Annotated in this window: 15 protein-coding genes; 4 read left to right on the forward strand and 11 right to left on the reverse strand. The window is 71.1% G+C overall.

Features of this window, described 5'->3' with window-relative positions; genetic code table 11:
* Positions 1-19: 19 nt before the first annotated feature.
* Genes D7044_RS02010 through D7044_RS02020 form a run of 3 tightly spaced genes read right to left on the reverse strand, consistent with a single transcriptional unit; the run spans position 20 to position 2,794 of the window.
* A complete protein-coding gene (locus tag D7044_RS02010; RefSeq protein ID WP_411710957.1) occupies positions 20-835 on the reverse strand; it encodes an ABC transporter ATP-binding protein in 816 nt (271 codons plus the stop codon).
* A complete protein-coding gene (locus D7044_RS02015) occupies positions 822-1,826 on the reverse strand; it encodes an ABC transporter substrate-binding protein (RefSeq protein WP_120687756.1) in 1,005 nt (334 codons plus the stop codon). The genes D7044_RS02010 and D7044_RS02015 overlap by 14 nt, the downstream gene beginning before the upstream one ends.
* 47 nt (positions 1,827-1,873) lie before the next feature.
* Positions 1,874-2,794, reverse strand: a complete 921-nt coding sequence (locus D7044_RS02020) for an ABC transporter permease (RefSeq protein WP_120687902.1) — start codon at positions 2,792-2,794, stop codon at positions 1,874-1,876.
* A 296-nt stretch (positions 2,795-3,090) separates the two neighbouring features.
* On the opposite strand from D7044_RS02020, the gene D7044_RS02025 reads away from it, so the two are divergent.
* Entirely contained in the window at positions 3,091-6,549 is a 3,459-nt protein-coding gene (locus D7044_RS02025) for a ThuA domain-containing protein (protein WP_120687757.1), read from the forward strand.
* 148 nt (positions 6,550-6,697) lie between these two features.
* Positions 6,698-7,888 (forward strand): sugar phosphate isomerase/epimerase family protein, encoded by a 1,191-nt coding sequence (locus tag D7044_RS02030; RefSeq protein ID WP_120687903.1) that lies wholly within the window; start codon positions 6,698-6,700, stop codon positions 7,886-7,888.
* Between the two features lie 60 nt (positions 7,889-7,948).
* Here D7044_RS02030 and D7044_RS02035 read toward each other — a convergent pair whose 3' ends face one another.
* Positions 7,949-9,229, reverse strand: coding sequence for an L-lactate MFS transporter (locus D7044_RS02035; protein ID WP_120687758.1), 1,281 nt, complete (start codon positions 9,227-9,229; stop codon positions 7,949-7,951).
* A gap of 450 nt (positions 9,230-9,679) precedes the next feature.
* Here D7044_RS02035 and D7044_RS02040 point away from each other — a divergent pair, with 450 nt between their 5' ends.
* Entirely contained in the window at positions 9,680-10,720 is a 1,041-nt protein-coding gene (locus tag D7044_RS02040; RefSeq protein ID WP_120687759.1) for a sodium:calcium antiporter, read from the forward strand.
* A gap of 75 nt (positions 10,721-10,795) precedes the next feature.
* Here the strand turns inward: D7044_RS02040 and D7044_RS02045 are convergent, their stop codons facing one another.
* Entirely contained in the window at positions 10,796-12,034 is a 1,239-nt protein-coding gene (locus tag D7044_RS02045) for a cytochrome P450 (protein ID WP_120687760.1), read from the reverse strand.
* 218 nt (positions 12,035-12,252) lie between these two features.
* On the opposite strand from D7044_RS02045, the gene D7044_RS02050 reads away from it, so the two are divergent.
* Entirely contained in the window at positions 12,253-12,759 is a 507-nt protein-coding gene (locus D7044_RS02050) for a VOC family protein (RefSeq protein WP_120687761.1), read from the forward strand.
* Positions 12,760-12,835: 76 nt separating this feature from the next.
* Here D7044_RS02050 and D7044_RS02055 read toward each other — a convergent pair whose 3' ends face one another.
* The 6 genes from D7044_RS02055 to D7044_RS02080 form a co-directional block, all read right to left on the reverse strand.
* A complete protein-coding gene (locus tag D7044_RS02055) occupies positions 12,836-13,351 on the reverse strand; it encodes a hypothetical protein (protein ID WP_120687762.1) in 516 nt (171 codons plus the stop codon).
* 124 nt (positions 13,352-13,475) lie between these two features.
* Positions 13,476-14,195, reverse strand: a complete 720-nt coding sequence (locus D7044_RS02060) for a hypothetical protein (RefSeq protein ID WP_120676178.1) — start codon at positions 14,193-14,195, stop codon at positions 13,476-13,478.
* Positions 14,188-14,763, reverse strand: a complete 576-nt coding sequence (locus D7044_RS02065) for an RNA polymerase sigma factor (RefSeq protein WP_233564834.1) — start codon at positions 14,761-14,763, stop codon at positions 14,188-14,190. The genes D7044_RS02060 and D7044_RS02065 overlap by 8 nt, the downstream gene beginning before the upstream one ends.
* Positions 14,764-14,934: 171 nt before the next feature.
* Positions 14,935-16,509: an alkaline phosphatase D family protein gene (locus D7044_RS02070; protein WP_120687763.1), complete on the reverse strand. Its 1,575-nt coding sequence runs from the start codon at positions 16,507-16,509 to the stop codon at positions 14,935-14,937.
* A gap of 224 nt (positions 16,510-16,733) precedes the next feature.
* Complete coding sequence (locus tag D7044_RS02075; RefSeq protein ID WP_120676174.1) at positions 16,734-17,813, reverse strand: NYN domain-containing protein; 1,080 nt, start codon at positions 17,811-17,813, stop codon at positions 16,734-16,736.
* 104 nt (positions 17,814-17,917) lie between these two features.
* Positions 17,918-19,045 (reverse strand): low temperature requirement protein A, encoded by a 1,128-nt coding sequence (locus D7044_RS02080; RefSeq protein ID WP_158609946.1) that lies wholly within the window; start codon positions 19,043-19,045, stop codon positions 17,918-17,920.
* Positions 19,046-19,698: the final 653 nt, after the last annotated feature.

Genomic DNA, 19,698 nt, shown 5'->3' on the forward strand with positions numbered 1-19,698 from the left:
GGCTCGCCTTTCGGATCGGTCAGTGGTTGGCGCCCGCGCCGAGCAGTCCGCGGATCTGCGTGGCGAGGCGGTCGAACCGCTCGTCCGACATGACCTGCGCGTAGTCACGCTCCGGTGGGATGTCGACCGGGAAGGTGCGGACGATCCGGCCCGGCCGGGGGCTCATCACCTCGACGCGGGTGCCGAGGAAGACCGCCTCGGCGATGGAGTGGGTGACCAGCAGGACGGTGGTGCCCGTGTCGCGCCAGATGCGGTTCAGCTCGGTGTTGAGCTGTTCGCGGGTCAACGCGTCGAGCGCGCCGAACGGCTCGTCCATGAGCAGCACGGGCGGCTGGTGCAGCAGGGCGCGGCAGAGCGCCACCCGTTGCTGCATGCCGCCCGAGAGCTCGTGCGGCAGTGCCTTCTCGAAGCCGGTCAGGCCGGTGAGCTCGATCAGCTCGTCGGCCCGGCGGGCGGCCGCCGACCGGTCCAGGCCGCGCATCTCGGCCTGGAGCAGGATGTTCTTGCGTACGCTGCGCCACTCGAGCAGGGCCGGTCGCTGGAACACGAAGCCGATGTCCTGCTGGGGGCGGCGGACGGCCCGGCCGAGGAGGCTGACGGCGCCGCCGGTGGGTGGCACCAGCCCGGCGACGACCTTGAGCAGGGTGGACTTCCCGCAGCCGGAGGGGCCGACGATGGTGACGAATTCGCCGGGCTCGGCCCGCAGGCTGACGTTCGTCACGGCGGTGGTCCGGGACCGCTTGGACTCGAACCGGACCGTCAGGTCGGTGATGTCGACGGCGGCGTCGGTGAGCGTCGGGGTGGCGGTGGACATGCCGGCGTCACCCCTGCTCACCGTAGGAGCCGTCCCAGTACGTCGACGGGTCGCCCGCGTTCTCGAGCCCCGCGTACCGGCTCATCAGGCCGATGGTCTCGCTCCACTTCGCCTCCGCGTTGACCCCGGGCGCGCCGCCGGCGTCGAGGTCGAGCAGCGGGACGGCGAGCGTCAACTGCTCGACGAGCACCGGCTTGTCGGGCTCGTTCTCGGCCAGCTCCGCCATGGCGTCGGTGGCGGCGGGGACGTCCTTGGCGGCCTCCGCCCAGGAGCGCTGGGTGGCGCGGGTGAAGGCCCGGACGAGGTTCGGGTCCTCGCTCAGGGTCTGCTCGTGCACGACGAGCCCGGTGCCGAGCATGTTCATTCCCCAGTCGGCGTAGAGCAGGTAGTCGACGTCCTTGCCGGTGCGCGCCTCGATGGTGGGCGCCTGGTCGTGGAAGAAGCCCTGGATCGCGTCGACGCGACCCTCGGCGAGCGCGGCGATCTTGCCGGCGGCGTCGAGGTTGACCACCTTGACGTCCGACTCGGCCAGGCCGTTGGCCTTGAGCCAGGCGGGGAAGGTCGCGTAGATGGCGTCGCCCGGTGTGCCGCCCACCGTCTTGCCCTTGAGGTCGGCGGGCGACTTGATGCCCTTGTCGGCGAGGAACTCGATCGACGCGGGGCCCTTCTGCAGGAAGACCCCGACGCTCTTGACCTTCATGCCGCTGGCGATCCCCTTGAGCAGCGGCGGCGTGTCCGCCCACCCGAAGTCGGTCTGCTCCTGCGCCACCGCCTGGATGGTCTTGCCGGAGCCGCCGCCGGCGCTGATGGTGAGCTCGATGCCCTCGGCGTCGTAGTAGCCCTTCTGCAGTCCGTAGTAGAAGGGGGCGTGTTCGCCGTAGGGCACCCAGTTGAGGGTCAGGGTCACTTTCTTCTTGCCGTCGGCGGTCGTCGGTCGCTCGCCGTCGTTGCCACACGCGGCGACCGATCCCAGCAGCAGGAGCGCGACGGCCGTGGTTGCGAGACGTCTCATGGGTGTTGCCTCCTGGAGCATCCGGCGGGGGCGGGTGGGTACGCGGTTCAGGACGTGGCGAGCGGAACGCCGCCGCGTCGGCTGGCGTGCCACGGGATGAGCAGCGCCTCGGCGATCTCGACGACGGCGAAGAGCACGATGCCGATCAGCGACATCAGGAACAGGTCGGCGAAGAGCAGCGCGGCGTCCAGGTTGCCGTTCGCCACCAGCAGCACGTAGCCGAGGCCCTCCTCGGCGCCGACGAACTCCCCGACGACCGCGCCGACGACGGCGAGGGTCACGGCGACCTTGAGCCCGGACATCAGGTGCGGCAACGCATTGGGGAACCGGATCTTGCGGAACGTCTTCCACGGCCCGGCACCCATCGTCGCCGAGAGGTCGAGCAGCTCGGGGTCGGTGGAGCGCAGCCCGGCCACACCGGAGATGACGACCGGGAAGAACGCGATGAGCACGGCCAGCACGATCTTCGGCGTGAGCCCCACCCCGAACCACGCGACGAGCAGCGGCGCGATCGCGATCTTCGGAATGACCTGTGCGAAGAGGACGACCGGGTAGACGGCCTTCTCCATGGTGCGGGAGTAGACGATCAGGATGGCGGTGCCGAGACCGAGCAGGGCGGCGAGGACGAAGCCGAGGACGGTCTCGTACAAGGTCACGTAGGTGTTGCGCATCAGGAACGACCAGTCCTCGGTCATGGTCTCCCAGACCTGGCCGGGGGTGGGCACCAGGTAGTTCGGCATGTACTCGCGCTCGGCGACGAACCACCAGCCGGCGAAGAGCGCGGCGAGCAGCAGCGCGGGTCGCCAGAGCGCGTCGAGCAGGCGTGCCAGCCGGGTGCCGAGGCCCGCAACGGGCCGGGAGCCGTCGCCGGCCGATGAGCCGCCGGTCGAGAGCGCCGCCGCCGGTGCGGCCCCGGGCTGATCGTCCGTGACCGGGTCGGCGCTGCGGTCGGCCGCTCGCTGTGGCACGGGCACTCCTGCTCGATGTCGGACGACAGCGGGGGGCCTACGGGCGGCCCGTCTGACGTCGCGGAAAGGGCTTTCCCGAGTTGATTCACTCGACCGTAACGACACCCGGCAGCTCCGTCAACGGCTCCCCGGCTCCTTGGGGCTAAGACCGATGCCAATGCGTACGCGATTCGAGCACGTCCGGCACCTCGCCGAGACAGGCCTGCGTGCGCATTGACCGATCGGAATGAGTCTTCTAGTGTTGTACACCGGCTGGAAAGCGCTTTCCGACTCCCGTCCCGTTTAGGAGCGCGTGCATGAGACGCCAACGCCAGCTGGTCCTCGCCCTGTTCACGGCCGTCACCCTGCTGGTGACGAGCGCCGTGACCAGCACCGCGAACGCGGCAGCCACCACCGGCGCCTCGTTCCGCGTACTGGTCTTCTCCAAGGCCACGGACCAGCGCCACGACTCGATCCCCGCCGGCATCGCCGCCATCCGCAAGCTCGGCGCACGACACGGCTTCGCGGTCGAGGCGACCGACGACGCCGCCGCCCTCACCGACGCCAACCTGGCGCGGTTCGACACCCTGGTCTTCAACAACACCAGCTCCACACCGGACTCCGGCGACCTGCTCGACGCCGACCAGCGGGCCGCGTTGCAGCGGTACGTCCGCGGCGGCGGCGGCTGGGTCGGCCTGCACGCCGCGTCGGCGGGCGAACGCGACTGGGACTGGTACGGGGGCCTGGTGGGGGCCGTCTTCGACAACCATCCGGACTTCTCCGCCACCGGCGGCACCTTCCCCGGCCGGATCAAGGTGCTCGACCATGCCCACCCCTCCACCAGGGATCTGCCGGAGCTCTGGGAGCGCAGCGAGGAGTGGTACAACTGGCGGACCAACCCGACGGGCCAGGTGCACACCCTCGCGCAGATCAAGGTGCGCGACGGCATTCCCGGCCTCGACGAAGGGGTCGATCACCCGTACTCGTGGTGCCAGAACTACGACGGCGGCCGCTCCTGGTACACCGCCGGTGGGCACGCCTCCTCGTCCTTCGGCGAGCAGGCCTTCCTCAAGCACCTGCTCGGTGGCATCCGCTGGGCGGCCGGCGCCGTCCCGGGTGACTGCGGCGCAAGCCGGACCGACAACTTCGAGCGGATCCCCCTGGTCAACCAGGACCTCTCCGACCCGTTCGAGCTCGCCGTCGCGCCGGACCGCCGGGTCTTCTACATCGAGCGCACCGGGGCCCTGAAGGTCGTCGACCAGGAGAGCCTCGCCGTCACCACGCTCATCGACTTCGCGTACACCCCGGAGCAGACCAGCCAGTCCGACGGCCTGCTCGGTCTCACGCTGGACCGCAACTTCGCCCGGACCAACTGGCTCTACCTGCTCTGGTCCGACAAGGTGGAGAAGCAGCTCAACCTGTCCCGGTTCACCGTCGACGGCGACAGCATCAGCCTCGACTCGGAGAAGCGGCTGCTCACCATCCCGACCTGGCGCGGTGAGGCCCGCGCCAACTCGCACATGGGCGGCTCGCTGACGATGGACCGGCAGGGCAACCTGTACGCGGCGATCGGCGACAACACCGACCCCTTCGAGTCCGGCGGCTTCACCCCGATCGACGAGCGGGACGGCCGCCGCGCGTTCGACGCGCAGGCCACCGCCGGCAACACCAACGACCTGCGCGGCAAGATCCTGCGGATCACGCCCCGGCCCAACGGCACGTACGCCATCCCGAAGGGCAACCTGTTCAAGCCGGGCACCCCGCGCACCCGGGCCGAGGTGTACGCGATGGGCATGCGGAACCCGTTCCGCATCACCGTCGACCCGAACAGCGGCGCGCTGCTGGTCGCCGACTACGGACCGGACGCCAGGTCGGCCAACCCGAGCCGCGGGCCCGAGGGGACCGTCGAGTACAACCGGATCACCCGGGCCGGGAACTACGGCTGGCCGTACTGCGTCGGCGACAACACGCCGTTCAACGACTACGACTTCGCCACCAGCACCTCACGGCCGGTCTTCGACTGCGCCGCCCTGGTCAACGACTCCCCCAACAACACCGGCCTGACCCGGCTCCCGGCGGCGAAGCCGGCGCTGATCTGGTACGCCTACTCGGCCTCGGCGGAGTTCCCGGAGCTCGGCACGGGCGGCGGTGGGCCGATGAGCGGCCCGGTGTACGACTACGACCCGGCCAACCCCCGGGTGACGAAGTTCCCGCAGCACTTCGAGGAGAAGTGGTTCGTCTACGAACTGACCCGCAAGTGGTTCAAGACGGTGTCGATCCACGAGACCTCGCAGCGCTTCCGCGACCCCCGCTTCGGCCCGACCAGGCCGGGTGACCTGCAGTCGATCAACGGCGTGCTCGGCGACATGTCGTGGATCCAACCCTTCGACGCGGAGTTCGGGCCCGACGGCTCCCTGTACGTCATCGACTTCGGCGAGGGCAGCGGCAGCGGCCGAGGCGGCAGCAACGAGGGCGCCGGCATCTACCGCATCGACTACGTCGCGCACAGCCGACCCCCGGTCGCCCGGCTCGCCGTCGACCAGGACAGTGGGCCCGCGCCGCTGACCGTCGCCTTCTCCAGCGAGGGCTCCGCCGGCCCGGACGGCACGGCGATCGAGTACGCGTGGGACTTCGACGGGAACGGCACTACGGACTCCACCGCCGCGAACGCGAGCCACACGTACAGCACGCCCGGTCGTTTCACCGCCCGGCTCACCGTCACCGCCACGAACGGGCAGACCGCCGTGGCGGTGCAGGAGATCACCGCCGGTAACACCCGCCCCACGGTGACGCTCAGCGTGCCGGACGGGGCGTTCTTCGAGTTCGGTGACCGGATCCCCTACACGGTGACGGTCGACGACCCGGAGGACGGCGCCGTCGACTGCTCGAAGGTGGTCGTGCAGACCCAGCTCGGGCACGACTCGCACACCCACCCGATGGACAACTACATCGGCTGCAGCGGAGTGGCCGTGACCGAGACCAACGGCGGTGACGGGCACGGGCCGGGGCAGAACCTCTACACGGTGCTCACCGCGCAGTACACCGACGGTGGTGCCGCGGGCGCGCCGGAGCTGGTCGGCTCGACGAAGGCGGAGCTGCAGATCAGGAGCAAGGAGGCCGAGCACTTCGACGGCCAGAGCGGCATCCAGGTGCTCGACCGTCCCACGGCCAGCGCCGGCAAGCGGGTCGGCGACATCGACACCGGGGAGTGGATCAGCTTCGGCCCGGTCAACCTGCGCGGAATCGATTCGGTCACCCTCGGCGTCGCCTCGGGAAGCAGCGGCGGCGACGTCGAGTTCCGGGCCGACTCCCCCACCGGTGAGCTGCTCGGCCGGGCCACCATCGGCGGCACCGGCGGGTGGGACAACCTCGTCTCGCCCACGGTCGAGCTGACCGACCCGGGCCGGACGACCACCCTGCACCTGGTCTTCGTCAACCCGAACCAGACCGGGGGCACCCCCGACCTGATGGCGCTGGACTGGCTGCGTTTCAACGGCGCCGGCGTACGCGAGCAGACCGACGCCACCCTCTCGGCCACGGCTACGCCCACGGCGGGAACGGCTCCGTTGCCGGTGACGTTCAGCGGCTCCGCGTCCCCGGCCGCCGGACGCACCATCGTCGACCACGTCTGGGACTTCGGCGACAACACCCCCGTCGTGCACGCCGCCTCGGCCGACCACACGTACGCCCGGGCCGGCACCTACACCGCGCGGCTGACCGTCACCGACAGCCTCGGGGCGACGATGGCCTCGACCGTCGTCGTCACGGTGAACTGAGTGTCCGGTGGTGGCGGGACGGGCCCTCGCCCCGCCACCACCGGCCCGGCACCGCCGCGCTCCCGCTGTCCCGCCGCCCCGACCGCGCCGGCAGGCCCGCCGCCCGCCCCCGATGTCCAACTCCGCGTCCACCACCCTGGGAGAGAGCATGGACCGAACCGCCGCCCGTCCGTTTCGAACACGACTCGTACGGCCCCTGCTCGCCGCGTCGATCGCCGCGGCGCTGCTGCCGCTCGCGCCACCCGCGGCGTCCGCCGCCCAGAGCGGGCGCACGCCCGCCGTCCAGGAACAGACCGCGGACGCCTGCCCGTGGGGCTACACCTCGGCGGGCACGGTCTTCTTCGGCCGAGATCGGGCCGATTCGGGCGTGCCGAACCGTGAACTCGGTGACGGCTGCACGATCATGGACGCCGTCTGGGCCGAGGCGCCCTTCGCCAGCCACGGCACCTTCCTGCTGACCGTCACCCGGCTCACCACCTCGGCCAGGCGGGACGGTGTCATCTCCTCGACGGAGCAGCTGCGCATCCTGCTGGCCGCCGCCCGCTCCGACGTCGGCAAGCGACAGTGGGTCACCCACACCCGCGCCGTACCCGACCGGCGGATCGGCCTCGTCCTCTACACGGTCCGCGCCACCATGCCGACCGCGCCGGAGACCACCCTGGCCGCGCTCGCCGGCTGCGGTTACCGCAACGCCGAGCCCTCCGGCGCGGTGAACAACTTCTACGGAAAGACCGCCGCGCAGCTCGCGCCGCTGGTGGCCGGGGCCGGTCTCACCGTGCCGTCCCTCGGCATCGGTCTCGGCGACCTGGAGAACAACCTCGACGGCGTCATCGCCGACGCCCGCGCGTTCGGCGCGAAGTACGTGCGGATCTCGGGTTCGGGATCGTGGGGCCTCGCCGACTACTCCCGCGTCGCGGCGACGCTCAACACCGTCGGCGCCCGGCTGAAGCAGGCGGGCATCACGGTGGCGTACCACAACCACGGGTTCGAGTTCACCGAGCAGGACGGCGTACGCGGCTACGACGTGCTGGTCCGGGAGACCGACCCGCGGCTGGTGGCGATGGAGCTGGACCTGTACTGGGCGGCCAGCGTCGGGGTGGATCCGGTGCAGCTGATCCAGCAGTACCCGGGCCGGTTCTCACTCTTCCACGTCAAGGACCTGGCCGCCGACGGCTCGTTCGCCGACGTGGGCGAGGGGACCATCGACTTCGCCCGGATCTTCGCCTACAGCGGGGTGGCCGGCGTCGAGTACTACCTGACCGAGAACGACAGCCCCCGTCCGGACGGCGTCTCGTCGGCCTGCGACAGCTACGCCAACCTGCGGGCGCTGCGCTACTGACGGCCTCGCCGGCCCGTGGGGACGCCACGGGCCGGCGGGCTGTCGACGCCTGTCGCGCCGTCAGGGGCCGGTGACCTCGCTGTGCGGTCGCGGTCCGCTGGGCGGGGTCGGCAGCTTGGTGATCGGCGGCAGGACCAGGGCCACCAGCGCGATGATCGCGATGACCGTGAACGGGAGCGTGTAGCTCTCGCCGCTCGCCTCGAACAGCCCGGAGAGGATCAGCGGGCCGACCACGCCGCCGATGCTCCACGCGATGATCATCGCGCCGTAGACGGCGCCCGCGTTCGGGGTGCCGAAGTAGTCGGCCGCCGTCGCCGGCATCGTGCCGAAGCCGCCGCCGTAGGCGAGGTAGACCAGCGCGGCGAGGACGGCGAAGACCGCGAACGCCCCCGCGTGCGGCAGGATGAAGAAGCAGATCGCCTGCAGCACCAGCATCCCGAGGAACGCCGTCATCCGGCCGATCCGGTCGGACAGCCAGGCCCAGGCCACCCGGCCGGCGCCGTTGAAGAGGCCGAGGATGCCGACCATCGTCGCGGCGGTCGCGGCGGTCACCCCGGTGATCGTCTGCGCGGCGTCGGCCGCCTGCGAGATCAGCGCGATACCGCAGGTGACGTTGAGGGTCAGGATCCCGGTGAGCAGGTACCACTGCCGCGTGCGGAGCGCCTCGCCGAGGGTGTAGACCCGGGTGCCGGCCACCGCACGGCCGCCGGTCTTCGGGACGAAGCCGGGCACGTGATAGCCCGGGGGCGGGTTCCGGAAGGTGGACGCCCCGAGCAGGACGGCGATGAGGTACGCGATACCCAGTGGCAGGAACACGCTGGTCTTGTCGTCGGTGCCGCCCAGCAGCGCCTTGGCGACCGGGGCGACGATCACGGCGCCGAAGCCGAACCCGGCGACGGCGATGCCGGTGATCAGGCCCCGCCGGTCCGGGAACCACTTCGAGAGCATGGCGATCGGCGTGATGTAGACGGCGCCGAGGCCGATTCCGCCGAGCACACCGTAGGTGACCACGAGCAGCCAGAGCTGGTCGCTGGAGGAGGTGAGCGAGGCCAGGATGTTCCCGACGCCGTAGAGGACACCGCCGCCCAGCGCGACCGGTCTCGGTCCGCGCCGGTCCTGGATGCGGCCGCCGATCAGGCTGCCGATGAAGATCGTGCCGATCGCCACCGTGAACGGCAGCACCACCTGTGTCTTGCTCCAGCCGAACTGCTGCTGCAGCGGCTCGTTGAAGACGCTCCACGCGTACACCGCGCCGAGTGCGAGCTGGACGAGCACCGCGGCGGCGACGAGGCCCCAGCGGCCTTTCGTCGGTCTGGTGCTCTGCGGACTTGAGTGGGCCATGACCGCTCCCCCGTGTGTCGGCTCATGGGCCGGCGGCTTCCGCCGCCCGCGCATGTCTCCGGCTCGCGGCGCCGGTCGAATCGGCCCCTGACGAGCGCGCTGTCCGGTCGCCCCGGTGCCGGATCCGACTGGGTCCGCTCCCCGGGCCTTTGCCCGGCGGAGCAGGTCCCGCGTTTCACCACTTCGGTGACGTCGGGCAGGCGGTCGGTCGACGGCGCCACCGGTGGCGGCGGCGCGGTGCGGTCGGCCGGGCCTGCCGTCGGTCCGGGTGCGCGGACCGTGTACGGATGAACGTGAGCAATTCTGACAATAGATGATTTGTCCGCCCGGCGCAGTGTGATGACCGCGCTGGTCGCCGCCGTCCACCGCGAGCGCTCGCCGCATCCCGGGCGCAGCCGGACATCGGAGCCATCGAGGCATCATCGCCGCGCTTCGGGGAAGAACCGGCCGGTGCCGGACCCGACCGCCCTCCCCTGGCCGCTGCCGTTCAGCGCCGCGGTGTTCCTCATCGCCGGGGCGATCACGGTCGCCGGCAGCATCCGCCTGGCCGGCCTCGGTGACGCGCTCGCCGACCGCACCGGCTGGGGCGAGGCGCTCTTCGGGGTGGTCTTCTTCGGCATCGTCACCGGCCTGTCCGGCATCATCATGACGATCGTCACCGCCGCCAGCGGCGAGGCCAGCCTCGGCTACAGCAACGCCGTCGGCGGGATCGCCGCCCAGACCACCGCCGTCGCCGTCGCCGACGCGTTCCACCGCCGCGCCAATCTGGAGCACGCGGCCGCCTCCGTGTCGAACCTGCTCTCCGGTTGCCTGCTCATCGCGCTGCTCGCCCTCGCCCTGCTGGCCAGCTACGTGCCGGAGGCGAGCGTCGTGGGCGTCGACCCCATGTCCGCCGTCATCGTCGGCGTGTACGTCGGTGGGCTGGTCCTCATCCGGCGCGCCGGCGCGGCACCCATGTGGCAGGCGATCGCCACCTCCGAGACGCAGCCCGACGTCCCGCACAACGAGAACCCGCTCAACCGGCACTCACCGCGCTGGCTGTGGACCCGCTTCGCCGCCGTCGGCCTGCTCGTCGCCGCGGGCGGCTGGCTGGTCGCCCTCGCCGCCGAGAGCATCGTCAACGTCACGGGGCTCAGCTCGGGGTTCGTCGGCGGCGTCCTGATGGGCATCGTGAACGCGCTGCCGGAGACCGTCACCGCCGTGGCCGCGGTACGCCGAGGCGCGGTGACCCTGGCCATCGCCGCCGTGCTCGGCGGGAACATCCTCGACGTGCTGACCCTCGTCGCCGGCGACATCGCCTACCAGGAGGGCTCGATCTACCACAGCGCCGGCCCCGCGGAGCTGCTCGCCACCACCACCAGCCTCTTCATGACCGCGACGCTGCTCGGCGGTCTGCTCATCCGGCAGACCTGTGGGTGGGGCCGCCTGGGGTTCGAGGGAGTGATGCTCCTGGCCACCTACGTCGGGATGACCGTCCTGCTGGCCCTCTGACGGTCGACGCTCGGGCGCGCGTCGACGTCGCGCCGGCGCGGCCGGCCCGCCGACGTGCGGCGGGAGGTCACCGGTTCACCAGGTCACCGGCAGCGCGGCCGGACCCAGGATGGCGTGTCCGGCCTTCCACGGCACCTCGTCCGGCGCGACCGCGAGCCGCAGCCGGGGAAGTTCGGCCAGCAGCAACGCCACGGCGGTGCGCACCTCGAGCGCGCCCAGGTGCGCTCCGATGCAGTAGTGCGGGCCGTACCCGAAGGAGAGGTGCGGGTTCGGGTGCCGGTCGAAGTCCATCCGCTCCGGGTCGGGGAAGACCTCCGGATCACGGTTCGCCGCGTCGTGCGACGGGATGACGAGGTCTCCCTCGGCCAGCCGCACGCCGCTGGGCAACCGCACGTCGGCGAGCACCCGGCGCGGCATGTCGTCGCCGTTGGCGGTGGAGTAGAGCCGCTCCAGCTCGGTGACGGCGGCGTCCACCTGCTCCGGATGCGCGATCAGGTGCTCCCAGCCCGTCCGGCCGTCGCGGTAGGGGCGGGTGTGCAGCACGTACACGAAGGTGGCGATCGAGCTGGCGGCGGTCTCCCAGCCCCCCACCACCAGCGAGATCGGCAGCTTGATCTGGACGTCCATCGGCTGGTCGGCCGCGCCGGCGGCGATCCGGCTCATCAGGTCGCCGGCGGGGCAGGACCGGCGCTGCTCCAACTGGTCCCACAGGTAGCCGCCCATCTCGGTGGCCGACCGGGCGGCGTCCTCGCGGCTGAGGTCGCCGGATCCGAGGAACATGTCGCCCCACCGCCGGAACTGGATCCGGTCGTCGCGGGGCAGGCCGAGCAGATCGCAGATCACGTCCAGGGTGAACGGGACGGCGAAGTCCCGGACCAGGTCGGCGGGGCGTTCACCGGCGGTCAGCGTGGTCAGGTGTGCCTCGGCGCCGGCCCGCACGGCGGCGCTCAGCCGGGACACCGCGGTCGCGGTGAAGGCGTCCTTGACGGTGCCGCGGACCCGGGCGTGCTGTGGGCCGTCCATGCCGAGCATCGTCCCCGTCACGTCGACCTGGTCGTCGGGAACGGCAGCGGCGCGGGAGAAGACGTCCTGCCTGCGCAGCACCTCCCGGACGTCGGCGTACCGGCAGATCAGCAGTGCCGGGAGCGGCTCGCCGGCCACCTGGCGGACCACCGGCACCACCGGCGGGCCGGCGGCGGCGAACCGGGCGTAGTAGGGGTGCTTCTCGGGTCCCCGAGGGCGGAGGACGCCGTCGGCATCGGTGTGGAAGGGGTGACGCAGCTCGACAGCGAGTTCCGGGCCGGAGGCGTTCATGGCCGCACGATGTCACCCGAAAACACGTATGGCAATCAACCGATCACACGACGTCACCTCCGCCGCGCAGCGCTGCCCGCCAGCCGAACATCTGATCAAGGCGGCGGGAAATGTACGGGTCGTTCCGAGGCATGGGTATAGGCCAGGAGCTCCTGGGTACGACCCCAGACGCGGCGAATTGCCGGCCGCGCGAACGTACCCCTTGAGGAGATCCCGAAGTGACCAGCACGCCAAACCCCTCGACGGTGTCCATCGGCCTGCGGGAGGCCGCCCACGTGGGGATCGCGGTCAGCGATCTCGACCGATCGGTCGCGTTCTACCAGGCGCTTCTCGGCGTCGAACCGGTGGTCCGGGACGAGAACATGCACGGCCCCGGGTTCGCCCAGTCGCAGGGGCTGCCGACGACGAAGCTGCGTTACGCCACCTTCAACCTGGACAACCTCGGCATCGACCTGATCCAGTTCCAGGACCCGATCGACGACCGCTCGGAGCCGGCCGCCAACCGCCCGGGCTCGATGCACCTCTGCTTCAAGGTCGACGACGTCTCCGCCGTCTACGACCGCATGCGCGACGCCGGATTCGAGTTCCTCGGCCGCCCGTACACGTTCGCCGAGGGCGAGGTGTACCCGGTGGAGGCGCTCGGCACCGAGGTCGCGTACTTCAACGATCCCGACGGCACGAACCTGGAGCTCATCGCGCCGAAGGGCGGCTTCGCCCGCTCGTGACCGTCGCGCGCTGGAAACCGCCCGGCGCACCTCGTGGACGCCCCGGCCGCCGACCGGGGCGTCCACGGTGTCCGGCCTACTCCGGCGCGTACACCAGATCCATCGTGTCGGTCCGCCCGGACCAACGGAGTTCGAGGTGCCAGCAGCCCGCCTGCGGCAGGTCGATGATCGACGGCCCCGGACCACCGGCTACCTCCCGGGAGACCCGCGTCTCGGTGCCGTCCAGCGTCGCGGTGATCTCCAGGGCCGGCGAGGACGCCGGATCGGGCGACGTGCCGGCAGCACGCGAGACCCAGAGGATCTTGTTACTCGACCCGTCCTCGCGGGTCACCCGCAGCGGATGGCTGAAGAGCGCCGCCACGATGTCGCCGTTCTCCCCCATGACGTGCGGCATCCGGGCGTCGCCGCTGAAGCCCGTACGGGCCCACTCGGGCAGCGGCCCGGTCTCAACCCGCGAGCCGCAGCCGGCCGCGCCGCTTCCAGCGGCTGTCGGCACCGGCGGGGAGGCGGCGCTGGTCGGCCCACCCGTCGTGGTGCACCCGGCCAGCAGGATCACCGACACCGGTAGCAGGAACCTCTTCCACGGACCCATCTCGCCCTCCCGTCGAACGCCCGACCCGCCGGTGGCTCGGCAACTGCCCGCCACTGTCCAGACACCGGGAACGCGCCCGCGGTTCCGTCGCCGCGCCCGCTCTCGACGGCGAGCACCGGCGCTCCTACCAGAGCGCGGAGGCGATCCCGATCGCCTCCGCCTTGGGCAGGTCGCCCTCCAACCGGTAGGTCACCCCGGCCTCCTCCCAGATCAGGGTCGACGCGGCGAGCCGAGCGGTCTGCACCCGCGTCACGCCGGTGCGGTCCACGTAGGTCAGGTCGTGCGGGCCCACGACCCAGACGGCGAACGCGCCGTCGACCCGCACCCACTCGGTCCCCGGCTCGGTGACCCGCTTCAGGTAGACCGGGTCGATCCGACCGTCGAAGGTGTCCAGACGCACCGCTCCGCCTTGGAAGACGAGCGTCGCCACCCGGCATGCGCCGGTGTTGTCGGGGTCGGCCACCAGCACCTCGTCGAGCGGGCCCAGCCCGGCCGGTACGCGCAACGGAAAGCGCACCTGACGTTGGGCCTCCGCCAGCGAGAGTGACAGCTGGGACGGCAACGGCGAAGGGGCGTCGGCGGACGGTGGCGATCCGGGCACCGTGGCGATGTCGACGCCGGCGAAGCGCAGCACCCCCGCCACGGCGTCCGCGAGCGCGGCCCGCCCCGGCGGCAGCAGCGCGACGAGCAGGACGACGAGCACGGGGGCGAGGTAGTAGCGCCACCTCCGCCACCACGGTGCGGGCGCGGCGATCCGGGCCCGCACGCGACCGGTCAGCTCCGGCGCGTCCGGGGTACGCAGCCACGGTGACAGGTCGCGCAGCTCCCTCTCCAGGTCATCCATGGCGAACCTCCTGGAGGTCGAGCATGGCGCGTAGCTTCGCGAGCGCCCGCGACGTCCGAGACTTCACCGTGCCGCGCGGCCAACCGAGCGTGGTCACCGTCTCCTCCTCGTTGAGATCGAGGAAGAAGCGGCAGACGATCACCTCGCGGTCCTTCGCCGGCAGCCGGCGCAGCGCCTCCACCAGCATCGCCCGGCGCTCCGCGGCGAGCACGGCGCTCACGGCGCTGTCCCCGGTGACCTCCGAGTCGGGGTCGGCGGCCGCCGCCCGCAGGACGAGGCCGTCGCGGCGGGTGCGGGAACGGTGCAGGTTGCGGGTCTCGTTGGCCACGATGGCCAGCAGCCACGACCGGAAGGACGCCTCTCCCCGGTAGCGGGCGAGCTTGCGGTACCCCTTCACGAACGCCTCCTGCACGACGTCCTCCGCATCGGGGCCCGCGCCGAGCAGGACCGCGGTCCGGTAGGCGGACGCGGTGTGCCGGGCGACCAGGAGTTCGTAGGCCTCCAGGTCACCGCCCTGCGCGCGCGTGACGAACTCGTCGTCGTCCAGTGGAACCTCCGGTTCGGTCACCCCCCATGACACCGCCCAGGGCGTTCAGGTTCCACTCGCACGAGAAGGAAATACGGTCGGCCGCCCTCCGCGTCCGGCCGGATCGGCCGGACGCGGAGACGACCGCGCCGGTGAGGACCGGTGTCAGAGTCCCGGCCGGCCCGCGGCGGGCCAGGGACTCTGACACACGCTCTAGGCGGAGACGTGGGCCACGCCGGGTCGCCCGCTCTGCACGTGGACGCGGGCCCGGGTGCTGACCGGGGCGTTCGGCGCGTTGACGAAGGGCACCACCCGGTAGTCCGTGTACATCTCGCGGCGGCCGAGGTGGCAGACCTGATAGCCCCGCTGGGAGTTGTGGAATCGCATGTGCGGGTTCTCGGCGAGCCACGTCACGCCGAGCGCGTCCATGTCGGTCCCGTTGCCGCCCGAGCTGATCGACGTGCCGAGGAACTCGGTGCCGATCGTGCGCGAGCGCGGTTCGGAGAAGTCCAGCTTGAGGTCGGCGGCCACGCTCCGATGGGCGTCGCCGGTGATGATGATGAAGTTCTCGACGTGGCGGCGGGCCACGCCGTCGAAGAGCCGCTGACGCGCGGCGGCGTACCCGTCCCAGGTGTCCATGCCGAACGTCTCGGGCTCGCCGTCGGTGTGGTCGGCCTCCATGGCGAAGATCTGGTTGCCGAGCACGTTCCAGCGGGCGGTGGAGGCCCCCAGCCCGGCCAGCAGCCACGTCTCCTGCTTCGCGCCGAGCATCTGCCGCTTCGGGTCCCAGCGCAGCGACTGGTCGGTGAGCTGCTGGTCGCGGAACCGGCGGGTGTCGAGCACGTCGAGCTGCAGCAGGTCGCCGAAGCGCAGCCGCCGGTAGACCTGCATCTCCGGGCCGCGCGGCATCGACGCGGCGCGCAGCGGCAGGTTCTCGTAGTACGCCTGGTAGGCGGCGGCCCGGCGGAGCCGGAACACGGCCGGGTCCTGGTCGGGCTCGGTGTCGGGCTGCGAATGGTCACCGGCCCAGTTGTTCTCGACGTCGTGGTCGTCGGGGGCGACCACCCAGGGCGCGGCGGCGTGCGCCGCCTGGAGCGCGGGGTCGAGCTTGTACTGCGCGTACCGGATCCGGTAGTCCGTCAGGGAGAACGTCTCCGTCGCCGGGAGGTGCGCGCGACCGATGGTGCCGGCTCCCCCGCCCTCGTAGATGTAGTCGCCGAGGTGCACCACGAGGTCGAGGTCCTCGCGGGCCATGTGCTCGTACGCAGTGAAGTAACCGTCGGTGTAGGCCTGGCAGCTCGCGTAGGCGAACGTCAACGACTGCAGGGCGGCGCCGGGGCGCGGCGCGGTGCGGGTCCGGCCCACCGGGCTGACCTGGTCCGCGACGCGGAACCGGTACCAGTAGACGCGGTCCGGTCGCAGGCCGTGCACCTCGGCGTGCACCGAGTGCGCCCAGTCGGGAGTCGCGCGGTGCACGCCACGGCGCACGACGTGGCGGAACCGCTCGTCCTCCGCCACCTCCCACCGCACGTTCACAACGCGGTGAGGCATGCCGCCGAGCCCGTCGCCCGCCAGCGGGTCAGGCGCCAGGCGGGTCCAGAGCACGACTCCGTCGGGGGTCGGGTCGCCGGACGCGACACCGAGGGTGAACGCGTAGCCGGGCAGGGTGATCCGGTCGTTCGAGGCGGCGGACGTCGCCGACGCCGGGTCGGCGGCGAAGATCGCCGCACCGGCGGCGACACCGCCGAGGGCGAGGAAGCGGCGGCGCGGCAGCGGGGAGTGCGTCATGTGGAGGGTCGCCTTCCGGGCAGGGGTCCTTGCGCCCCTCATCCCAGCCGTCAGACGTGACACCCACCGGAACGAGCCGTGAACAGAGTCGGCGGCGCCGCAGCGACTGGGCGAAGTCGATCCTTCTTTCCCGGCCGTGGGCGTGCCGCGCCGAAGCCGCTCAGCCCCGGCGTCGAGTGTGGACTCTCACCGCCGCGACGGCGCCCGTGGACGCGTCGCGCCGGTCACGGCGCCTGCGGGGTGAGCAGATAGTCGTCGGCGTCGGGATTCCACCGCAGCTGAACGGCGCCGGCAGTGGCGGCCGCCTTGCAGAACTGCAGGAAGCTGCGGTAGCCGAGCTTCTTCTCGCTGAAGTCGGGCCGGGCCCGGCGGAGCTGGTCCTTCAGGCCGGAGAGTGCCACCGCACCGCCCTCGCCCGCCACGTCGGCGACCACGGTTCGGAGCAGCCCGAACGCCGACTCCCGGTCGCCGTGCTCGGGCAGGGACACCTCGGGGTCACCCTTCGCGGGGCCCTCGGCCAACTCGACGACGTTGTGCTCGGCGAGGTGCCGCAGAAGCTCCCCGAAGGTGCGGAACCCGTAGTCGGACTCGGTGAAGGTGGGATCCTTGCGCAGCAGGGTCCGCTTCAGCCGGGAGGCGGTCACCTCTCCGCCGGAGCTGCCCTGCAGGCCCGCGACCGTCTGCGCCACGAGCGCGGCGAGCGCCTCGACGTCACGTACGGGTTCCTCGACGGCGGGCTGGGACTCGTTCTCCTGCACGGCCTGCTGGGGCCCCTGACTCGGCAGGGGGGCGGCGGGACGGGTACGGCGGGACCGGGCGGGCGGGACCTCCACGCCCTCGAGGCGGTCGTAGAAGAGGAACTCGTCGCAGGCGGGGGGCAGCAGCGCCGAGGTGGACTTCTCGACCCCGACGCCGACGACCCGCTTGTTGAGCTCGCGGAGCTTGTGGACCAGCGGCGTGAAGTCGCTGTCGCCGGTGCAGATCACGAAGGTCGAGATGTAGTCCCGCTCGAAGGCCAGCTCCACGGCGTCGACCGCCATCTTGATGTCGGCCGCGTTCTTGCGGGAGGCCCCCATCCGCTGGGGAATCTCGATGAGTTCGACGTGGCTGCGGGTGAGCATCCGCCGGTCCTCGTCGAAGTACGACCAGTCGGCGTACGCCCGGCGTACCACCACGCGTCCCCGCTCGGCGAGGGCGTCGGCGATGGGACGGAAGTCGAAGGCCGTCCCGCCGAGGTGGTCACGGAACCCCAGGGCGAGGTTCTCGTAGTCGAGGAAAAGGGCAATCCGGTCTTCTTGCTCCACGGAGGCAGCTTAGCGCCGAATCATTGAACGTTGATGGCCGAGGGTCAGCGATTGCAGGCGGATCATCCGGACCCGGGGGCCTGTCACGCGGGGTCCGGGTCCCGCTACGGCCGTCTGTCCCGTGGTGCGGCTGGCGGGTGCTTCCGCGCGTCCCGCGCATCCGAGAGGACGATGGCGGCGAGGACCGCGGCGACGGCGACAGCGGCCAGCAGCGGTGGGGCGAACAGCAGCGGCGCCGCCAGCCCGAGCAGGATGAGCAGGGCGATCGGTCGGTCTGGCGAAACCCGACCGAAGACCGTGTGTTCCAGGAGGGCCCGTCCCACGATGAACAGCGCGGGTCCGCCGACGAGGACGGCGACCCACGCCGGGTCGCTGCGACCGAGCGGTTGGGTGATGACGAGTTCGTCGCCGACCGCAGTGACGACCACGCCGGCCACCATTGTCAGGTGGGCGAGCGCCATGGGGCGGGCCAGCCGTATCGGATCGGCCGCGACGTCGATGGCTTCGGCAAGCAGTTCTCCGGCGCGGAAGACGTAGATCCTCCAGAGGAGCACGGTGGTGAGGACCGAGGCAGCGAAGGCGCCGGTGCGATCGGCGGTGTAGTCCGTCCGGGTGAAGGTGAGCCCCGTGACGAGGATCAGTTCGCCGAGGGCGATGATGAAGAGTTGGCGGTGCCGCTCCGCCATATGCTCGGCGGCGACGGGCCACTCGGGTGCGGTTATCCGCCCGAGCGGTGGGGTGGGAAACCGGAGGGTGAACCCGGCGTAGTTGATCGCCGCGCCGAGGGTCCAGAGCACGGCGCGTGCGGCATCGCCGGTGACACTGCCCACTATCCAGAGCACGCCGGTGCCGGTGGACCAGATGAGGAGTCGCCAGCCGGTACGTCTTTCCGGTTGGGGCAGGGCGACGGCGAAGAAGAGCGCCATCGCGATCTGGAGTACGGCGTAAACGCTCGCGAATACAACGCTGCGCCCGTCGAAGGCGTCGGCCAGAACGGCTGCCATCGCGATACTGGCGATCATGGTGCCCAGGACCACCGCCTGGACCGTGGGGCGGCGAGGGTCCAACCGGTTCGTCAGCCACGCCGTAAGGCTCCAGACCCACCACATCGAGAGGAGCAGCACGAGGGTCTGGTACACCCCCGTCCAGGTCAGCTCCGAGATCAGCTTTCGGGAGAGCTGGGTGAAGGCGAAGACGAACGCCAGGTCGAAGAAGAGCTCAAGGAGCCCCACCGGCTGCCGTTCCCGGGGCGCCCTGAGTAGGCCGCCTGGCTGTTCGTCCCCCATCACCTGCGTCCTACCGTTCTGGACTCCGCGCCGAGGTCGGATCTCGGCAAACCACCCGAACGGATGGAGCCGCATGTGCACTGGTTGACGAGTCGCCTCGCAGCGTCGGGGATGCCGTGCCAGCACGCCTCCCGAATCTGCTCCGACCGAAGCCGAACGACGAACGCGGTTTCCCGCAGGTCGGCTTCCTGTCAATTCCGTTCACTTCCGCAGCTACGGTCCATTCGTTTTCCGGCGCAAATCCCGTTGCGCCGCAAAATCGGCGCCGCGCGAATCCCAGCGACGACAATCCGGTCGCACGACATCCACCTGCAGCACCGCTAGCAGCGACTACATGCGGCAGCCATCGATGCGACGATGCGTCGTCGGAGATTTGACATCCGACACGATCGCCCCGGCATGGCTCACTGAATTGGATGATCGGACGACACGCGTCGCCTTTCAGGCCGCCCGGATCCCCTGTTCGTGTCGCTCGGTCAATTTAGTTTCGTCTGCTTGTCGCTAACCGGTCAAACGCTTTGCCGAACGGCCAGGAATACCCATGCTCTCTTCGGGCCCAAAATCGCGGCCCAGTCCACCGGACCGAATACGGTCCGCCC

The organism is Micromonospora musae (assembly GCF_003626635.1).
GTDB lineage: Bacteria > Actinomycetota > Actinomycetes > Mycobacteriales > Micromonosporaceae > Micromonospora > Micromonospora musae.

Excerpts from the sequence above, each read along its gene's own strand:
- D7044_RS02035 (WP_120687758.1), bottom strand. The coding sequence starts at position 9,229 with ATGGCCCACTCAAGTCCGCAGAGCACCAGACCGACGAAAGGCCGCTGG.
- D7044_RS02030 (WP_120687903.1), top strand. The coding sequence starts at position 6,698 with ATGGACCGAACCGCCGCCCGTCCGTTTCGAACACGACTCGTACGGCCC.
- D7044_RS02025 (WP_120687757.1), top strand. The coding sequence starts at position 3,091 with ATGAGACGCCAACGCCAGCTGGTCCTCGCCCTGTTCACGGCCGTCACC.
- D7044_RS02070 (WP_120687763.1), bottom strand. The coding sequence starts at position 16,509 with ATGACGCACTCCCCGCTGCCGCGCCGCCGCTTCCTCGCCCTCGGCGGT.
- D7044_RS02015 (WP_120687756.1), bottom strand. The coding sequence starts at position 1,826 with ATGAGACGTCTCGCAACCACGGCCGTCGCGCTCCTGCTGCTGGGATCG.
- D7044_RS02060 (WP_120676178.1), bottom strand. The coding sequence starts at position 14,195 with ATGGATGACCTGGAGAGGGAGCTGCGCGACCTGTCACCGTGGCTGCGT.
- D7044_RS02045 (WP_120687760.1), bottom strand. The coding sequence starts at position 12,034 with ATGAACGCCTCCGGCCCGGAACTCGCTGTCGAGCTGCGTCACCCCTTC.
- D7044_RS02055 (WP_120687762.1), bottom strand. The coding sequence starts at position 13,351 with ATGGGTCCGTGGAAGAGGTTCCTGCTACCGGTGTCGGTGATCCTGCTG.